Source organism: Thiobacillus denitrificans DSM 12475, assembly GCF_000376425.1.
Taxonomy (GTDB): Bacteria; Pseudomonadota; Gammaproteobacteria; order Burkholderiales; family Thiobacillaceae; genus Thiobacillus; species Thiobacillus denitrificans.
The window spans coordinates 1-16,618 of the sequence record NZ_AQWL01000011.1 but is presented as its reverse complement, the minus strand read 5'-3'; the positions used below and the strand labels follow the sequence as shown (position 1 = coordinate 16,618).

Annotated in this window: 17 protein-coding genes; 12 read left to right on the top strand and 5 right to left on the bottom strand. The window is 59.2% G+C overall.

Annotated elements, in window-relative coordinates:
- The first annotated feature begins 17 nt into the window (after positions 1-17).
- The gene (gene rimO / locus B059_RS0114865; protein ID WP_018079045.1) at positions 18-1,349 is read left to right on the top strand and encodes a 30S ribosomal protein S12 methylthiotransferase RimO; all 1,332 of its coding nucleotides are present in this window, start codon (positions 18-20) and stop codon (positions 1,347-1,349) included.
- Here rimO and B059_RS0114860 read toward each other — a convergent pair.
- Positions 1,294-2,418, bottom strand: a complete 1,125-nt coding sequence (locus B059_RS0114860; RefSeq protein WP_211206923.1) for a hypothetical protein — start codon at positions 2,416-2,418, stop codon at positions 1,294-1,296. The two genes, rimO and B059_RS0114860, sit on opposite strands and share 56 nt — an antisense overlap.
- On the opposite strand from B059_RS0114860, the gene B059_RS0114855 reads away from it, so the two are divergent.
- The 8 genes from B059_RS0114855 (at position 2,396) to B059_RS19995 (ending at position 12,475) form a co-directional block, all read left to right on the top strand.
- The gene (locus B059_RS0114855) at positions 2,396-2,815 is read left to right on the top strand and encodes a secondary thiamine-phosphate synthase enzyme YjbQ (RefSeq protein ID WP_026177564.1); all 420 of its coding nucleotides are present in this window, start codon (positions 2,396-2,398) and stop codon (positions 2,813-2,815) included. The genes B059_RS0114860 and B059_RS0114855 overlap by 23 nt on opposite strands.
- A gap of 43 nt (positions 2,816-2,858) precedes the next feature.
- Positions 2,859-4,103, top strand: a complete 1,245-nt coding sequence (locus B059_RS0114850; protein WP_018079042.1) for a lipoprotein-releasing ABC transporter permease subunit — start codon at positions 2,859-2,861, stop codon at positions 4,101-4,103.
- A complete protein-coding gene (gene lolD, locus B059_RS0114845; RefSeq protein WP_018079041.1) occupies positions 4,096-4,776 on the top strand; it encodes a lipoprotein-releasing ABC transporter ATP-binding protein LolD in 681 nt (226 codons plus the stop codon). Before B059_RS0114850 ends, lolD begins: the two co-directional genes overlap by 8 nt.
- A 12-nt stretch (positions 4,777-4,788) precedes the next feature.
- A complete protein-coding gene (locus tag B059_RS19275; RefSeq protein ID WP_018079040.1) occupies positions 4,789-5,886 on the top strand; it encodes a ComEC/Rec2 family competence protein in 1,098 nt (365 codons plus the stop codon).
- A 170-nt stretch (positions 5,887-6,056) separates the two neighbouring features.
- Positions 6,057-7,328, top strand: coding sequence for a tyrosine-type recombinase/integrase (locus B059_RS0114835; RefSeq protein WP_018079039.1), 1,272 nt, complete (start codon positions 6,057-6,059; stop codon positions 7,326-7,328).
- A gap of 77 nt (positions 7,329-7,405) precedes the next feature.
- On the top strand, positions 7,406-9,334 hold the full coding sequence (locus B059_RS0114830) for a phage integrase SAM-like domain-containing protein (protein WP_157273739.1): 1,929 nt from the start codon (positions 7,406-7,408) through the stop codon (positions 9,332-9,334).
- An 8-nt stretch (positions 9,335-9,342) separates the two neighbouring features.
- Positions 9,343-11,571: a hypothetical protein gene (locus B059_RS19270; RefSeq protein ID WP_018079037.1), complete on the top strand. Its 2,229-nt coding sequence runs from the start codon at positions 9,343-9,345 to the stop codon at positions 11,569-11,571.
- Positions 11,555-12,475, top strand: a complete 921-nt coding sequence (locus B059_RS19995) for an ATP-binding protein (RefSeq protein ID WP_211206922.1) — start codon at positions 11,555-11,557, stop codon at positions 12,473-12,475. The genes B059_RS19270 and B059_RS19995 overlap by 17 nt, the downstream gene beginning before the upstream one ends.
- Positions 12,476-12,486: 11 nt before the next feature.
- On the opposite strand, the gene B059_RS20875 is transcribed toward B059_RS19995, so the two are convergent.
- The 4 genes from B059_RS20875 to B059_RS0114800 form a co-directional block, all read right to left on the bottom strand.
- Positions 12,487-13,437 (bottom strand): hypothetical protein, encoded by a 951-nt coding sequence (locus B059_RS20875; RefSeq protein WP_157273738.1) that lies wholly within the window; start codon positions 13,435-13,437, stop codon positions 12,487-12,489.
- A 151-nt stretch (positions 13,438-13,588) separates the two neighbouring features.
- On the bottom strand, positions 13,589-14,350 hold the full coding sequence (locus tag B059_RS0114810; RefSeq protein ID WP_018079034.1) for an ImmA/IrrE family metallo-endopeptidase: 762 nt from the start codon (positions 14,348-14,350) through the stop codon (positions 13,589-13,591).
- Positions 14,343-14,774 carry a hypothetical protein gene (locus B059_RS0114805; protein WP_018079033.1) on the bottom strand — a complete coding sequence of 144 codons (432 nt, stop codon included), beginning with the start codon at positions 14,772-14,774 and terminating at the stop codon, positions 14,343-14,345. The genes B059_RS0114810 and B059_RS0114805 overlap by 8 nt, the downstream gene beginning before the upstream one ends.
- Positions 14,771-15,370 (bottom strand): hypothetical protein, encoded by a 600-nt coding sequence (locus B059_RS0114800; protein ID WP_157273737.1) that lies wholly within the window; start codon positions 15,368-15,370, stop codon positions 14,771-14,773. Before B059_RS0114800 ends, B059_RS0114805 begins: the two co-directional genes overlap by 4 nt.
- A gap of 134 nt (positions 15,371-15,504) precedes the next feature.
- Here B059_RS0114800 and B059_RS0114795 point away from each other — a divergent pair, with 134 nt between their 5' ends.
- The 3 genes from B059_RS0114795 to B059_RS0114785 are packed head-to-tail and all read left to right on the top strand — an operon-like array spanning position 15,505 to position 16,419.
- A complete protein-coding gene (locus tag B059_RS0114795) occupies positions 15,505-15,732 on the top strand; it encodes a DUF2188 domain-containing protein (protein ID WP_018079031.1) in 228 nt (75 codons plus the stop codon).
- A gap of 27 nt (positions 15,733-15,759) precedes the next feature.
- On the top strand, positions 15,760-16,005 hold the full coding sequence (locus B059_RS0114790) for a multiubiquitin domain-containing protein (RefSeq protein ID WP_018079030.1): 246 nt from the start codon (positions 15,760-15,762) through the stop codon (positions 16,003-16,005).
- Positions 16,006-16,011: 6 nt separating this feature from the next.
- Positions 16,012-16,419 (top strand): E2/UBC family protein, encoded by a 408-nt coding sequence (locus B059_RS0114785; RefSeq protein ID WP_018079029.1) that lies wholly within the window; start codon positions 16,012-16,014, stop codon positions 16,417-16,419.
- The last annotated feature ends 199 nt before the right edge of the window (positions 16,420-16,618 follow it).

Here is a 16,618-nt window from a genome sequence, read left to right as displayed (position 1 = left end):
CATCAGGATAGAACGTCATGGTAACCAAAGCTAAACGCGCCCGTTCGCCGAACGTCGGATTTGTTTCTCTCGGCTGCCCGAAGGCGACGGTTGATTCCGAACGCATCCTTACCCGGCTGCGCGCCGAAGGCTACGGCATCGTCGGCAGCTACGATGATGCCGATGTGGTGGTGGTCAACACCTGCGGTTTCATCGACGCTGCGGTGCAGGAATCATTGGAGGCGATCGGCGAGGCATTGGCGGAAAACGGCAAGGTCATCGTCACCGGCTGTCTTGGCGCCAAGGGCGACGTGGTGCGCGAGGCGCATCCCAAGGTGTTGGCGGTGTCCGGCCCGCATGCGCTCGACGAAGTGATGGAGGCGGTGCACACCGCGCTGCCGAAACCGCACGACCCGTTCGAGGACCTGATTCCGCCCGGCGGCATCAAGCTCACCCCGCGCCATTACGCTTACCTGAAGATTTCGGAGGGCTGCAATCACCGCTGCACCTTCTGCATCATTCCGTCGCTGCGCGGCGATCTGGTGAGCCGCCCGATCGGCGAGGTGATGCGCGAGGCGGAAGCCCTGGTCGGCGCAGGCGTGCAGGAATTGCTGGTGGTGTCGCAGGATACCAGCGCCTACGGAGTGGACGTGAAGTACCGCCCCGGCTTCTGGAACGGCCGCCCGCTGAAGACCCGCATGACCGAGCTCGCAGGCGCGCTGGGTAGCCTGGGGGCATGGGTGCGGCTGCATTACGTCTATCCGTATCCCAGCGTGGACGACGTAATCCCGCTGATGGCCGACGGCATCGTCCTGCCCTACCTCGATATTCCGTTTCAGCATGCCAGTCCGCGCATCCTGAAATTGATGAAGCGCCCCGGCGCGGTCGAAAAAACGCTGGATCGCATCCAGTCCTGGCGTACCGCCGTGCCCGATCTCACGCTGCGCTCCACCTTCATCGTTGGCTTTCCCGGCGAGACCGACGCCGAGTTCGAGGAATTGCTGGCCTTCCTCAAGGAGGCGCAACTCGATCGTGTCGGCTGCTTCAAGTATTCGCCGGTCGAGGGCGCGACTGCCAACGAATTGCCCGGTGCGGTGCCTGAAGAGCTGAAAGAGGAGCGGCTTGAGCGCTTCATGGAGGCGCAGGCGGAAATATCGGCGGCCAGACTCGATGCCAAGATCGGCCGCGAGATCGAGGTGATCGTCGACGAAGAAGACGCGGCGGGCACGCTGGCGCGCAGCCATGCCGATGCGCCGGAAATCGACGGCGTGGTCTATCTTGAGGGCGTGTTCGATCTGCAGCCGGGCACGCGCCTCAAGGTCCGGGTCGAAGAGGCTGACGAGCACGACCTGTGGGCGGTGCCGCTCTGAGTTCCCCGCAATCCGGCATTGCGTTCAGGCGGCGCGGCCGCCGCCAGATTTTCCAGTAGTCCGCTCGTTGCAGATGCAGCATTCTGCCGCTGACCGGGTCGGCCAGGCACAGCCCCGGCCGGCCAAGCGTGCGCAGGCTGCCGAGCAGCGGCACGAACCAGTTTGCTTCCAGTTCGCGGATGGCCTCGCGCCAGCCGTAGGCATCGCCGTACTGTCCGGCGTTCGTCAATTCCTCGAGCAGGATCACGCATTCCGTTTCAAGCATGGATTTTTCCAGACGCCGCGGCAGCGGATGCAGCGGCGCGCCGCAGAATGTCCCCAGCGCGTGCGCCTCGCCATCACGCGCATATACGGGCATGCGGATTGCCGATACGGCCGGCTTGGTGCCGCCCCCCCACAGCCACAGCGAATTCACCGGCAATTCGCCGCGTGCTTCGCGCGCCTGGTTGACCGGATGTTCATGCAGCAGCATTTGCAGTTCGTTCAATTGCGCGCGGAACCGCATTGCGTCGGCGCCGTTCGGTAACAGAGAATCGATATCGCTGCCCACCGCGACTGACGGGGCGGTGGTGGTCAGGCGCGGGGCCTGCGGAAAGCGCAGATACCAGTGCTTGGCGGTGAGCGGGATCGGGCTCAGGTCTGCGCCGAAGTGCCGGCCAATCGCGGCAGCCAGGGTTGTGGCTTCCTGCAGCGGCAGTGCCAGATCGCGGCTGTCTGCCAGCACGATACGGTCGCGCATGACCCGCAGGTGTACCGGGTCGGCGCGCAGCCAATATGCGTCTCCGGCCATCCCGCCGTCCGCTTCCAGCGTGATCGGCGCGAGCGGCCAGTCCTGCTGGCGCTTGATGCCCAATGCCCCGCACAGCGCAGCCTCCACGCCCTCGGCCGGGCCGGAATGAAGGGCGCCGCGTGCCAGCAGCGTTTCCAGCGCGGGCAGGGGCAGGTCCTGTGTCGCCGTTTCCAGCAGGCGCGCAGACGGGAACAGATGCGGAACGAGGAACAGCATGCGGCGAGTGTAACAAAGCGGATTCGCTAGAATGGCGGGGATGCGCCAGATCTTCCATGACATCACCGTTCCCACCCGCGGCAAAGGCCTGTATGGCTTTACCCCGCAGGTGCGCGACTGGGTGCAGGCGAGCGGCATCAGGCAGGGTCTGCTCACCCTGTATATCCGCCATACCTCGGCGAGTCTGTTGATTCAGGAAAACTGCGATCGGACCGTGCAGACCGATCTGGAACGCTTCCTGTCGCGGCTGGTGCCGGAAGGCGACCTGATCTACGAACACACGCTGGAAGGCGCGGACGACATGCCGGCGCACGTGCGCGCGGCACTGACGCAAACTCATCTGGCGATCCCGGTCGCGGGCGGCGGACCGCTGCTCGGCACCTGGCAGGGAATTTACGTATTCGAGCACCGGCGCGCCGTGCAGGCCCGCACTGTGGTGCTGCACCTGCTGGGCGAGTAGGGGGCTGTGGCATACTCCAGCCATTCCTTCAGCGAGTCGCGTTTTGCTTCCCTTTGAGCTTCTGGTCGGCCTGCGTTACACCCACGCTAAGCGCCGCAATCATTTCATCTCCTTCATTTCCATCGTCTCGATGGCGGGCATTGCGCTGGGCGTGATGGCGCTGATCGTGGTGCTCTCCGTGATGAACGGTTTCCAGGAAGAACTGCGTGCGCGCATTCTCGGCGTGGCGGCGCATCTGGAAATCAGCGGCCCGGCGGATCGACTGGCCGACTGGCGCGGCGTGCTGGCGCAAGCAAAGCAGAACAAGGAGGTATTGTCCGGCGCCCCCTATGTCAACGCGCAGGGCATGCTGGCCAACGGCGACCTGGTGCGCGGCGCGATCATCCGCGGCGTGCTGCCGGACCTGGAAAGCCGGGTGGCCGACTTTGCGCAGCACATGAAGGCGGGAAAGCTGGCCGATCTCAGGCCCGGCGATTTTGGCATCGTTCTGGGCGCGGAGCTGGCGCGTGCGTTGAATGTCTACCCGGGCGACAAGCTGGTGCTGCTCACGCCGCAGGGCAATATCACGCCGGCGGGCGTGATGCCGCGGGTCAAACAGTTCACCGTCACCGGCATCTTCGAAGCCGGCATGTTCGAATACGATTCCGGGCTTGCGCTGATTCATCTGCAGGATGCGCAAAAGCTGTTGCGGCTGGGCAACGAAGTGTCGGGCGTGCGGCTGAAGCTTGACGAGCTGTTCCGTGCGCCGTTTGTCACGCGCGAGCTATCGCAAAGCCTGTCCGGTCATTATTACCTCACCGACTGGACGCAGAGCCACGCCAATTTCTTCCGTGCGGTGGCGATCGAGAAGCGCATGATGTTCCTGATCCTGTTGCTCATCGTGGCGGTGGCTGCGTTCAACATCGTCTCCACCCTGGTGATGGCCGTCACCGACAAGCAGTCGGACATCGCCATCCTGCGCACGCTGGGTGCCAGACCCGCGTCCATCATGGCGATTTTCATCGTACAGGGTGCATTCATCGGCGTGTTCGGAACCCTGCTCGGCGTGGCCAGCGGGGTGCTGCTCGCGCTCAACGTCGAAACCGTCGTGCCTTTCATCGAACGTCTGGCCGGCATGGACCTATTTCCGGCGGACGTGTATTACATCAGCCAGTTGCCGTCCAAACTGGTGTGGGGCGATGTCGGCATCATCGGCGGGGTCTCGCTGCTGATCAGCCTGGTTGCGACGCTGTACCCGAGCTGGCGCGCGTCGCGCATCAATCCGGCGGAGGCGCTGCGCTATGAATGAGGCTGTGCTGCGCTGCCGCGGTCTGGGTAAAACCTTCCGCCAGGGAAAGAATGACGTTCCGGTGCTGACGGGCGTCGATCTCGAAGTCCGCGCCGGTGAGTCGCTTGCCGTCGTCGGCGCCTCGGGATCGGGCAAAAGCACCTTGCTGCACCTGCTGGGCGGACTCGACGCGCCGACCTGCGGCCAGGTCGAACTGCTGGGACGCGATCCGTTCGCCATTTCCGAAGCGGCGCGCTGCGAGCTGCGCAACACCGCGCTGGGTTTCGTCTATCAGTTCCATCATCTGCTGCCGGAGTTTTCGGCGCTGGAAAATGCGGCCATGCCGCTCATCGTCCGTCGCCTGGAGCACGCCCAGGCGCTGGCGCGCGCGGCCGAGGTGCTGGGCGAAGTCGGGCTGGGCCACCGGCTTTCCCATCGCCCCGGCGAGCTTTCCGGCGGCGAGCGGCAGCGCGTCGCCATTGCGCGTGCGCTGGTTACGCGACCCGCGTGCATTCTCGCCGACGAGCCGACCGGCAATCTCGACCGTCATACCGCCCATGCCGTGTTCGGCCTGATGCGCGAGCTCAACCGCAAAGAGGGTGCCAGCCTGATCGTCGTCACCCACGACAGCGAGCTTGCCGCATGCATGGACCGGCAGTTGAGACTGGTGGACGGGGCGCTGCAACCGGTCTGAACGTTCGACGCGATGCGGGCCTATCTCATCGCGTTCTGTCTCGGCGTATGGCTGCTGCAACAGCAGGCGACGTTGCCTGCCGCGCGCGGCTTGTGGTTGCTGCCGCTGGCGTCGGTCGTTCTGTTGGTCCCGAATTTCCCCAGGGTTTTGCCGGAAACGCTGCGCCGGTTGGCGGTGGCGCTGCTGTGCGCCGCGCTCGGCTTTGGCTGGGCGGCCTGGCGGGCCGGACTGCAACTGGCCGATCGCCTGCCCGATCACTGGCAGGGCGTGGACATCACCGTGGTTGGTGTGGTGAGTGATTTGCCGCAGGCCGACCCGCGCGGCGAGCGCTTCCAGCTCGACATCGAGCGGGTCGTCACGCCGGCTGCGCCGAACCTGCGGCGCATCCAGCTCGCGCGTTACTGGCTGCGCGATGCTGTGACGCGCACGCCGAGCGTGCAGGCGGGCGAACGCTGGCAGTTCACGGTGCGGCTGAAACGGCCTTACGGCACGCACAACCCGCATGGATTCGATCTCGAAGCCTGGATGCTCGAGCGCGGCATCGCCGCTACCGGATACGTGCGCGAACACCCTCTGCCGCGCCGCCTCGATGCACGCGCGGCCACACCGGTTGCCTGGATTGCCGCCACGCGCGCCGCGATCCGCGAGCGGATCAATTCGACGCTGGGGGATGCGCCCTATGCCGGCGTCATCGCGGCGCTGGTGATCGGCGACCAGCGCGGCATTCCGCACGAGCAATGGCGTGCGTTCACCCGCACCGGGGTCAATCATCTGCTGTCGATTTCCGGCCTGCACGTCACCATGATCGCCGCGCTCGCCGGCTGGGTGCTGGCGTTCGGCTGGCGGCGCTGGCCGCGTGCGGCGGAGCGGCTGCCGGCACGGCAGGCGGGGCTGCTGGCCGCGGTCATGGCGGCGTGCGCCTATGCCGTGCTGGCCGGTTTTCAGGTGCCGGCGCAACGCACCCTGTTCATGCTCGGCGTGCTGGCGCTGGCATTCTGGGGGCGCCGCGAACCGCGTCCCTTTTCGGCACTGGCGTGGGCTTTGTTTGCCGTGTTGCTGATCGATCCGTGGGCGGTGCTGTCGGCCGTTATGTGGAATTCTCCAATGTGAAGAATATCGCCTATTTTCAACGGACGAGGCACTGAAAAAAGTTTTTCAGAACTAGTATTAAACAAGTCGTTATTATGTTCATAGAAGTTAACATGTCCACTAACTGTAATGACTTTGTCACGTGTTGGTGTTGCATTGTTCACACAAAAGCTTAAAGCTATGGCGTTCGCATGAACAATTTTTCTGACGCTGAGGTTTCCATATTCTTCTCGCCAGAGAGAAGGGAAGATGTCAAGAAGGGGCAGCCGATTTTTTTTCTCTGGCGAGCTAATGCTGTGACCTTATTTGAGGAGCCAACGTGGTTTCTGCACAAGCACTATGTGACCCGTGCCGGTACTGCGAGTAAGCACACCTGGGCTGCGGCCGCGCACGATATGAAGTGTTGGTTTCAGTACATTCAGGCGAGGGGCGGGCACTGGCGCGATGCTAGCGAGCACGATCGGGCAGCGTTTGCTGACGACTATTCGCAGTCGATTTCTTCGCGCACGGGACACGAGTTCGGGGAGGGAACGACAAATCGGAGGCTGTCCACCGTTCGCGCCTTCTATGGCTTTGCGCGCCAGCATGGGTGGTATTCGGGCGACATCGGGGAATCCGTGCAGATGATTCATATTTCGAATAGTCCAATTGACGCTGACGCATTGGCGCACATTCGCTCGACAACTGGGAGGAGGGTTGAGAAAGATCCGCTTCTGCGCAAGATCGGACGAAATGACGTTGTACGACCACTCTTGGTGAAAGAATTGAGGAAGCTACGCGCGAGCGTTGGCCCGAGCACAGACGATCGTCAAGGCGACATGCGCCGGGTAAGAGATCGCATCATCCTAGACTGCGGCTGGGTGTGCGGGATGCGTCTTAATGACGTCTTGCACCTGACCACGCTAAAGTTCTTAAGTCTCACGGTTGAGCCGGGGCAGGAGTTTCAGGACTTCCCTGTGGTTGTCGAGAAGAGTAAGGGCAAGGTCGCTAGATTGGTCAGTGTACCGGGATGGTTGGTCCTCGACATACAGCATTACATCGAGACCGAGCGCGAAAAATCGACAAAGGTCAGGCATGCCAAGGCGGAAACAAGACTGTTTCTCGGGCACGCTGACAGCAGGGGTGCAGGGAAACCCATAAGCCACAGCGCGATTCAGAAGATGATCGCGCTAGCCTGCCAAAAGGCGGGGATCGTCGAGATGGTGGAGAGGGTAGATCCTGAGACTGGGAAAAATATTCAGAGGGTCGCTCCAAAGCACAGCTTCCACGATCTCCGGCACAACTGCGCTGTGCTAACCTACCATGCGGAAAAGGCTCGTGGAAATTCCGAGCCATGGAAGACCGTGCAGGTCAAGTTAGGCCACAAGTCACTCAAGGTCACCGTGGACACCTATCTTGCCTACGTCGAACTCTTTGGGGAGAAGCACGGCATCACCGACATTCGCAGACTCCTGAGGATATAACCATAAAGCGCGACGACTTCGATCCGCAGTTCCAACAACCGAGGAGCAGGAAGAAACGATCATCCGCCGAGTCGGTGGTGAAACAGTCTAAGGTGCGCGCGGAAAATGAGCAGCGTGTCGCCGAACTACCCACAACCCGCCTGGAAGAAGGCTTCGATGAGAATGGCAATCCAACACTAACGGCCATTTTCCCGAGAAAAGGCGGTGGTGAACCACATCGTATTGATATCACTCTTTTGCTTGAATTCCCGGGATTGACGGATCTGTTTGCCCAGGGATTCCTCGCATGGGGGCGCGGCAAGACCAACGGAACTCGGCTGGAGCGGGTAAAACAATTACGTTATTGGTTTGTGTTTTTGGCCAATTTTGACCAACGCTTCATAACTCCGGCGCGAGTTCAGGAGGACGTGCTTGCCGGTTTCAATCAATGGCTGCACACGAGAACCAAAAAAAACGGACAGCCGCTTCACCCCAATACCATCCGCAAAGCGCTCGAATCTGTTAGGACCACCCTCAGGACGATTTCAGCGGGTGAATCCATCGCCGCACGTGTTCCCGCTGGTCCGCGCGGGGCTATCCGCAAAACGACGCCGACGGAGGGTATTTCGTGGCCCATACTTATGGCGATCTGGAAGGCTGCGGAAAAGGAAACCTTCGCTCTGCGTGACCGTTGGGTGCGTGGTCAAACGTTGCTAACACAGGGACGCCGGTTGTGGGCGCAAGGGCACCGGTTGGTGCCGAATCCTGGGAAGCAGGAACGAGATAGCGCTGAGTCTACGTCTGATGCAAACCTCGCCCTCTGTCTGGCTATGATCGATGCGGCCTTCCCCAGCGTCGTCCCGGAATTGGCCAGCATTCAATCAACAAATCTCTCGATGGGGAATTCGGTCAAATATGCCTTTGGGCGGGACGAAATTACGGGGTACCTGTATGCCTCCAGCCGAGACCTTGTGCCACTGGTCTTGCTGCTCGGGTTCGCTACAGCGTTTAACCCGGATACGCTGTTGTCACTCGAATGGAAAAATGTCGACCGAGAGGTCGACCGTCTTGGGACCGCCGCGGTGCGAATTTGCGCTGAAGAGGCGGTCGAGGGTTATACCGAGGGATCGGTAGCGCCCGATCAAGAAGAGGAACCTCTATTGTCTATCCAGGGCGTTAAGCCTCGTGCCAGCCGTATGCTTCGTCGTCTGCTTGATCCGACCGCGAGCGATCCATCCCAGGCAAGCCTGAGCTTGGTTCTCGATCTACTGCGTGACTTGACAGACCGAATCCGGCCGGAACTGCTGCCTGATCACCAAGACAGGCTGTTCATATACGTTGCTTCGAAAAATTACAGTGGACCCAAAGGATATGGAAGAACTAGGGACTCGCCTTCGGGAGATAACGTCTGGTGTCGTTCCCTCCGAAATTTCTGCAAAGACCACGACCTGCCGAAATTCAGCCTAAAGCAAATCCGATTTACGCTGCTCGATTATGTGCAACTGGTCAATCGGGGCAGCTTGGAGGCTTCACGGCAAGTAGGCAATCATGAAGGGCGCATCACAACGTGGACTCACTACACATCAGGTCTGATGCGCCGGCTACTGCAGGAGGGTACCGGCGAGATACTGCTTACGCGTGAGCGCTGGATCGATACCGGCGGCCGCATCGATCCGCGCACAACGCCGATCGGCTCGGACAAATCGAGCGCGAGCCCCGGTTTCGATTGCCTCGACCCCTTCGATTCGCCACGGCCTAACCAAAATAAGGGGCGGTTGTGTCGTGCCTACGGGGAATGTCCTGCCTGTCCGCTCGTGGCAGTAAAACCTTTCAATCCAACGGCGGTCATGTACTGGGAGGCTTTGCAGAGGGCAATCCATCGCAGCGTTTCTACAATGACTGCGCCCATGTGGATGGAGCGATGGGCGCCGGTGGCTGCAGACCTCAAGGCGCTGATAGTGCTGGTTCCCGAGTCTGTGCTGGTCGAATCGCGGCGCTTCCGCGTTGAGCTTCCCAACGTAGGTTGAGGTCGAGCATGACTATCGAATCAAGAATCCTCACAGACCTCCCGAATCGGGCCGACGATCAATTAAAGCCGCTGTGGGAATATTCCGACGAGGAGTTGCATATGCTCCGCGTAACAGAGTTCAGCACGTTCCTCGACCATACCTGGGAACGGAAACCTACCACGGCGGGGCAGCGTGAGAGTATTGGAAGACTCAACTGGGGCATCGAACTGTTTGACGGTACCCGCCTTACCGATCCACAGAATTCTAGGCGCCTCCTGTGGGCTCGCAAGCTGATGGCAGTGCTACTTAAGGCGCCTAGCGACTGTTTCGGTCCAGCGGTCGCGTCGACCGGAAGCTTCAGGCGTGGATTCCAGTGGCTGCTTTCGTGGATGTCTAACCACGGCTACCATCACCCTCACGAATTGACGCCAGACGTGGTAAGTCATTACCTAGAAGACCTACCCCGCATCTTGTTGGATCATCAGGAAAGCGAGGGGATTTCTGGCAGTCAAGCCGCGCTTGGCCTAAAAATACTGACGTGTCTTTGGACAGAGAGACGTGTCCTCACCTTGTGGGGTGTCCCCTCGATGCCGGTCAATCCGTTCGGCACCAAAAGCGCAGGCTCTCACGCGAAGCAGATCGCCACGAAGACACGAGGATGGATCCAGCCGTTGCCGGATGAAGTCGCTATTCCGATGTTCAACAAGGCCGCTTGGTTCCTCAACACACCCGCTGAAGATGTGATCCAGCTGCTTGATGTTGTGCGTGACCCAATCGCCGATTCCGACTGCATAGAGGTTGTGGTGGTAATGAAGGGGAAAGAGCATATCCGCCGTCGAAAGCCCGGGAAAAGGCCAGCTCCGCGCCAAAGACGTGCAAAGAAGTTTCTGGATTCATTCCAGTTCAGCACGCTGCCTGGTGACACGCATCCCTGGCATCCCCCCCTCAATGAAAACTACGAAGCCAGCAGGGGCATGACGCCGACGGCGCGCGTTCGGCAGTTGTTTGAGGCGGTAAGAGAGGCTTGTGCGATCAACATCCAGGGCACGACCGGAATGCGGATCTCAGAATTGATGGGTATCAAGGCTGGGCTAGACCCGGTAACTGATCTGCCGTTGGGCGTACGCATCGAGAGCTCGGCTACGGGTCTGTATGACGTCTACTTGATCCGGACTGAACTGGCCAAGACTGAGAAGGGGCTCCCGAGAGAGGTCGACTGGGTTCTTGGTCTGCGACCCAAAGACTCGACCGAGGAGCCGCTGGCGGTGCGCGCACTGCGCCTGCTGAATCGCTTATATGAGCCCTGGCGGCCTTGGGCCAATACTAGCCGCCTGTTCATAATGGATACCGGTGGAGAAACATTTCGTCTCAAGACGACCAGCCAGTCTGCTATGACTAGTCAAACAATGACAGGGGGAATGAAGCGTTTCTTCGAGCGCTGGGTGGATCTGTCCGGTCTACCCGACGAAAGCAAGCATAAGATCAGGGACAACGATCTAGTGGCGTGGCGGGAGTCCAAAGGGACAATCTTTACTACGCACATGCTGCGCAAGAGCTGGGCACAGTATGTCTTTGCCGTCGATCCTGCCCTAGCGCCAGCTATTCAGTTGCAGTTCCACCACCTTTCGCTGGCTATGACAGATACGGGTTATATTGGCTCCAATCCGCTGCTCATGACGAGCATGAATCAAGTGGCCGAACAGCAGCGTAACCTTATGGTCTTCGAGACCATAATGGGCCGTTCTCCCATCGCAGGAAAAATGGGCGAACAGATAGAGCGAGCCACCCGCGGCCTCACCGAGGACTTCAAAAACCTACCCATAAGTGAAGCCTGGCAGCGTACCGTCGAGTTCTGCGATGAGCAGGGCCTAACGATCTTCTTTAGTCCCTACGCCACCTGTCTACCAATTCACACTTCAACCATGCGCTGCCATGACGAGGCACACACACCCGTTGGTCTACGCCTGAAACCCAACTACGCCACGCGGGAGTCAAGCCTATGTGCCGGTTGTGACAATTTCGCCATAGATTACCGTCACATTCCTTTCTGGCAGGAGCGCTATCTACAGAACTGGATCACCTACAAGCAGGCAGAGAAACGGGGAGAGACCAGTGGAGGCCAGTTCCGCGTCTTTCTGGACCGCGCACAGCAGGCGGGCAAGTTACTCAAGAAAGTGGGCGCAGACATGAAGGCGTTGGAGCGGCAGGTGAAGATGACGCTGAAGGAAGATCATGCCCTTGCCCGAGTCCACTGAAGTTCTTGATCCCATCGAGCAGGCCTTTATGGACGCACTGCAGCGTCTTGTAGATGGCAAGCCCACCCAGAAGACCCTGAAAGCCTTGCTCAAGAAAAAGGGCAAGCTCGCGGTTAATGCTGTAAATGTATCGCTGGAAGCCGGTCACTCGCGCACTCTGATTGCAATGCATGAGTGTCGCTATCCCAAGGTGCGGGAAGCGATCCGTCTTTCCAAGGGCGGCAAGACAACGCATCCGACTACCTATACCCAACTGATTCAGAACCTGCGCGCCGATCTCGCTCAGGAGAAAGCGCAGAAAAAGCTCCTGCAGTTGCAGATCGCGGCGCACTTCACAGCGCGCATGACCGCCGAAGAAAACGCCAAGCAATTGGAAAAAGTGGTTGCGCAATCCCGCAAGGAATTGAGGGAACTGCACAAGGTAGCCAGCCTGCCTTCCAAAGGAGCCCAGCCGTTACCGCGTTTGGTACTGATTCGCGGGCTGCCGGGCAGTGGCAAGACCACGCGCGCTCAAGGCTACAAGAAAAAGGGCTATGAGCACTTCGAGGCGGATATGTTCTTTGAGGTTGATGGCGAGTACGCCTTTGTCGAGAAGAAGCTGCCCGAGGCCCACGCATGGTGCTTGCAACAGACCAAGGATACCCTTGCTGCGGGCGCTCATGTGGTTGTCACCAACGTCTTTTCCGGGGTGGAGGATATCAAGCCCTACGTCGATCTTGGGTTTGATTACGAAGTTGTCGAGGCAGCGGGACACGGGAAATCCCTTCACGGTGTTTCTTCGGCCGTACTGCACGGCATGAAGGCAAGTTGGGTACCAACCGACGCGCTCCTTCGGCAACTTAAGAAGAAGGTCGCGGCGAAAGGTAATGTCAACCCTATCGTGGGCAAGAAAGATAGGAGCTAAAAATGACCGAATCAGACGATGCATTGGTTGTTTCGGAGCCAAGTTTCAAACTGAGCCGTAACCGCCGGAGTCGGAAGATCCAATTTCCGCACAAGCCGCTTGATTCGCTCACGACATAAGTTTGGGTTGGCAGATACCTGAACGGCAGAGCCGCCGTGACACGCCCTCCAGCGCTGCAAGAAAGCGTGCTCAGCCCCTGGGGACTTAGAGAACTCGGCATCAAGCGTTGATACAAGGCGAAGGACAATATCCCCGAAGCCGACAACACCGCGAAGGCTGATTTCGATCGGACTGCCCGCCGTATGCCCATTGATAACCGGCACTTCCTTGAGCCCCACTTGCACGGGCGTAAGCTGGTTATATGCGGCTTCTGCCGAAACAAATTGGGTTGATGTGCTACCACCGGCGTGGACGAGCGAGTTTCTTGCCTCTTTGAAATAGCGGTAGCAGACCAAGAGTTGCTCGATATGCAGCGGCGAGTTCTTTTTGTTCTTGGTGATAGCAGGATAGATCGACCCAGACATGATCGGTGAACCACCTTGCACTATCGAATTGACAGCATGGCGGAGACCCTTTGTAGGGGCGCCATTTGTAAATGTTGTTGGAAATTGCAGATGTTTCGATAGCGATGCGGCAGCACCGAGTTCATTGAGCGTGCCTTCGCACCAAGCTTCATATAGGGAGCAAAACTCGAACAGTAGAAAGCGAGCAAACTCCTGCTGTTGATCTTCCCAAGAAGAGTCAATGCAGGAACGGCGCAAATTGGCTCCTCGAATACCGCTTCCAGCAACAAAGCGTCCATCCAATTCACTCACCGTGGCAGCAGGAGACGCGGAGACATAGCCGGCTACTTGCCACCGGAGATTCCAGATTGCTGTGGCAGTGGGCCATACGAAATCAAATACCTCGGTCAATCGACGGGCAACTTGTTTCGATGTGAGTAGAAGTAGCTTTTCTTGCATATGCGCTCAGCCTAAGAGCCCCAACAGTTAATACACGGACGCAGGGGGCCGTATGTTACTAGCGAGGAGGCATGCCTAAAGGGCCCTCTATTTTGTTGTTTTTGCACGATTTCCTCCCTGCTCGGTCCGTATATTGCTGTATGAAAAGACGTTAAGTCACGGCGATCACGCTAAGCACAACACCATCTGCGAGCTTCACGGACTGGGAGCGCACCTTCAGCTCCTGCCCTTGCCTGCCGGAAATCCATCGTGATGCGGCCTCTTGGCGAAGCGTCGTCTTACCGCGCTTGTCGGCGGCATAGAGAAGTTCGAAGGCTTCCGTCTCGTAGTTGAGCTCCGCGGCGAGCCTCAGATATTCGGGCCATCCGGGGCTCAGCGCGAACCACTGCCGCCCCTGCAGCCCATGGCAGACGATCGCGGCGGTTTTTCCCGTCCCCTTGACCAGCTTGAGCGCCGTGGTCGTGAGCCCGGCCTTGAAATCCATTCGGATCTTGTCTGCCGAATCCAAGGTTATTGGCATCCCCGCTGCGATGGAGTCAAACAGATACGAGGGCAGGATCAGCTGAGAAGCGAAGCCGTTCGCGATGGCTTCCGCGCTCTTGGCTGCGTCGTTTTGGGGCGAGATGTCCTCCTTGGTGCAGACGAATCCCCCCTTCCCATGCCGCTCCACCCAATGCCCGAGCTCATGGGCGATGGAGAAGCGCTGCCGAGTCGGTTTGTGGTTCTCATTGACCGTGATGATCGCGGAGGCCCCATTCCCGACGATGCGGGCCTCACTCCCATCGATCTTCCGGTAGCGAACCTTCGCACCGAGGTCAAAGGCGATCGCCTCTAGATCGATCTGCTCCGGGCTATCTATCCCGAATCTCTTGAGGATCAGTTCGCCTTTCGAAAGCGCTCGATGATCAGTCATCCTTCCTCGAGTCTCCGATCAGGCCGCTTTCCACCATGTCATCCCAAAGGCTTTCCCAGTCGGCATCCGACATCGTTTCCCCTTTGCGGAACGCCAGCGACAGCCCATTAGAGGCCCCGCCACGGATCAGAGCCTGGATCTGGCGCTTGATCTCCTCAAGCGTGGGCCTTGCCTTGGCAACCGGGGATTCCCGGAGAGAGGCGTCATAGCCTCGGCGAGCTGCTGTCAGCTTCTCGCGCTTGGCTTGGTTGATCTTCGCCAATGCGGAGGACCGCAACTCGGAAGCTTTTGCGGCGGGATCGATACCGTCCTCGATCGCCTCCTTGAGCAGATCCTCGTCGCTCATCGCCAGTAGATCCTCGGAAATGAGCCGCTCGAGGGCAGCCATTTGGGTTTCTGCCCCCATTCCTTTCGCCTCTTTCATGATTTTCTCCCGCCAGGGAACAGCCGCTCGCGCTCTCGGCGCAGCCGTTTCCTCGCCGTCTCGTATTGTGTCTTGGTCATCTCGCCCATGGCTTGGATATCGCTCGCCCCCAGCCCATCCTCAAGCCCCATAAGAATCCATCCGACCTCTTGGTCGTCCTTGAACCGCCCTTCGATCTTGGCGAGGTCCTTTTCGGCCATGGCGCGAGCCTCTTGCGTCAGGAGGGCATCCAAGGGCGTTTCTCCGTCCTCGCTGAGAATATCGAGGGCCTCTTCCGGTGGGTCGTCGCCGCTATCCACCAAGTCTCCGGCGAGAGCCACCTTCGGCTGCCGCTTGAGGGTGCGCAGGTTATTGGCGACGCTTTTCATCGCCGAATCCATCCAAGGCACGAAGGCCATCCCGATGTTCCAAGTCCTCCTGCCGGCGATCATCCGCTCGATAGTTTCGTTGATGAGTTCATCCGGACCCTCAAAGCGGGTTCCCCACAGGTGGCCCCAGGCCATCTTGCGAAGCCGGATCCACTCGATATCGCTCAAGCCGACGATGGCCTGCTCGATTTGCTCCAGCGTCGCCGGAGCTCCGTAGTTGCTTTCCAACGCGAATCCTCCTGTCGTTATTTCTAAGGCGGGGAGTTCCGCATGCCCGGACATAAATTTCTTGTCCGGATTTCTGGAGGACAGCGCCTTAGGTAATTGAGCGTGCATTGCTCGTTTTCACAGGAGTATAAAAGATGGCAACTAAGCGTAATCAGCATGTGGTCCCTAGCGGAAAGGATTGGGCGGTGACGGGGGCGGGATCCAGCAGGGCGACCGAGATCCTCTCCACAAAGAGTCAGGCCGTCGGGCGGGCTCGGGAAATCAGCCGAAACCAAGGAACCGAGCTCATCGTTCACGGGCGTGACGGCAAGATCCAGAGCCGCGACAGCCACGGGCACGACCCTTTCCCGCCGAAAGGCTGAACACTTAAAGTAAAGAAGGCCAGCATCATGAGTATTGAAAAATCCAACCGACCCGAACTCTTCATTGACAACGAGCGTTACGACTGGGATGAGGACACCATCACCGGCAGGCAGATTCGTGTTCTTGCGTCGCTTCCGGATGACGTCCAAATTTTTCATAAGGTTCCCGGCCATCCTGACCAAGAAATCAAGGACGATACAGTCGTTGATCTGACCAAGCAGAAGGGACCAGAGCGGTTCTGGACGCAACCGGTCGGCTCGCAGGCGGGGTGATCCGATATGCCGCTGCTTCTTGACACCGACTATGCGGAAATCCTGGAATGCGGCCTCGACTACGTAGAAGATGAAGCGCAGCGCTTTCTGGTGCTGCGTAACTTTCTTCTGCCCGAAGGGCTCTACCACGAGAAGATCTGTGACGTTCTTGTAATCATCCCGCAGAACTACAACCAAGGTGGTATCGATATGTTCTGGACGTTTCCCCACCTGACGCGCAATGATGGCAAGCCCATCCCCGCAATGAACCGGCCCGGCGGCGGCGACAACAGAACCTTTGACGGCAAGGAGTTCTGCCGCTGGTCGCGGCACTGGAATCATGCGCCAGTCATATGGAAGCCCGGCAAGGACAATGTCGTCACGATCCTGGGCCGCATCGTGTGGGCTCTCGGTAATCCGGACGCCAAGAAATGACTGGGGCAAGAATCACATTGCTCGGCTCGCAACATGATGCCGTCACCACCTACCTAGAATCTCACCCTGAAAGTCATGAAAGGGCTGGCGGATTCAACCGGTGGATGCAACACACTAGAGACTGCGTAAGCAGAAGGAGTGTTGCAGATGAAACGAAGACCTCGGATCTATTACACGGAAAGCCAGAAAGCCTTGATGT

Bases quoted from the DNA above. Each gene is read 5' to 3' on its own strand.
- rimO (WP_018079045.1), top strand. From the start codon at position 18: ATGGTAACCAAAGCTAAACGCGCCCGTTCGCCGAACGTCGGATTTGTT.
- B059_RS0114855 (WP_026177564.1), top strand. From the start codon at position 2,396: ATGCGCCAGATCTTCCATGACATCACCGTTCCCACCCGCGGCAAAGGC.
- B059_RS0114860 (WP_211206923.1), bottom strand. From the start codon at position 2,418: ATGTCATGGAAGATCTGGCGCATCCCCGCCATTCTAGCGAATCCGCTT.
- lolD (WP_018079041.1), top strand. From the start codon at position 4,096: ATGAATGAGGCTGTGCTGCGCTGCCGCGGTCTGGGTAAAACCTTCCGC.
- B059_RS19275 (WP_018079040.1), top strand. From the start codon at position 4,789: ATGCGGGCCTATCTCATCGCGTTCTGTCTCGGCGTATGGCTGCTGCAA.
- B059_RS0114835 (WP_018079039.1), top strand. From the start codon at position 6,057: ATGAACAATTTTTCTGACGCTGAGGTTTCCATATTCTTCTCGCCAGAG.
- B059_RS19270 (WP_018079037.1), top strand. From the start codon at position 9,343: ATGACTATCGAATCAAGAATCCTCACAGACCTCCCGAATCGGGCCGAC.
- B059_RS20875 (WP_157273738.1), bottom strand. From the start codon at position 13,437: ATGCAAGAAAAGCTACTTCTACTCACATCGAAACAAGTTGCCCGTCGA.
- B059_RS0114810 (WP_018079034.1), bottom strand. From the start codon at position 14,350: ATGACTGATCATCGAGCGCTTTCGAAAGGCGAACTGATCCTCAAGAGA.
- B059_RS0114805 (WP_018079033.1), bottom strand. From the start codon at position 14,774: ATGAAAGAGGCGAAAGGAATGGGGGCAGAAACCCAAATGGCTGCCCTC.
- B059_RS0114795 (WP_018079031.1), top strand. From the start codon at position 15,505: ATGGCAACTAAGCGTAATCAGCATGTGGTCCCTAGCGGAAAGGATTGG.
- B059_RS0114790 (WP_018079030.1), top strand. From the start codon at position 15,760: ATGAGTATTGAAAAATCCAACCGACCCGAACTCTTCATTGACAACGAG.
- B059_RS0114785 (WP_018079029.1), top strand. From the start codon at position 16,012: ATGCCGCTGCTTCTTGACACCGACTATGCGGAAATCCTGGAATGCGGC.